Here is a 405-nt window from a genome sequence, read left to right on the forward strand (position 1 = left end):
AGGTAAATCATTAACAACTGTATTATCAATGCTGACTTCACCAGCCGTAATTGGAGTTAAACCGGCGATCATTCTAAGTAATGTACTTTTACCACATCCAGAAGGTCCAACGATGACGAAGAACTCGCCAGTTTCAACCTTCACAGAAATATCTTTCAGGACCTCTGTCTGTGCGTCATAATCTTTGCGGACGTTTCTTAAAGTAATTGACAAATATCTCACCTCAAAATCATTTATTTGAATACATTTATTATTGTGGCCGTTCAATGTAAATTCGCGATTTCGTTAATGTAAATTGCAGGTAAAGATATTGGGGACTATGTAAAGATTATGTTTCGGCAGCCAGTTTTGAAAACAAATGAAAAGGGCTCTAAAAGCATCTTTAAATGCTTTTAGAGCCCTATT

At 36.3% G+C, this 405-nt stretch carries 1 protein-coding gene; it reads right to left on the reverse strand.

Going from position 1 to position 405, the window contains the following annotated elements:
- Window positions 1-213: ATP-binding cassette domain-containing protein (locus tag CBI42_RS11435; RefSeq protein ID WP_142294142.1), on the reverse strand; the 213-nt coding region annotated here is incomplete at its 3' end.
- Window positions 214-405: the final 192 nt, after the last annotated feature.

It is taken from the genome of Streptococcus sp. KR (assembly GCF_002238115.1).
In the GTDB taxonomy this organism is placed as follows: Bacteria; Bacillota; Bacilli; order Lactobacillales; family Streptococcaceae; genus Streptococcus.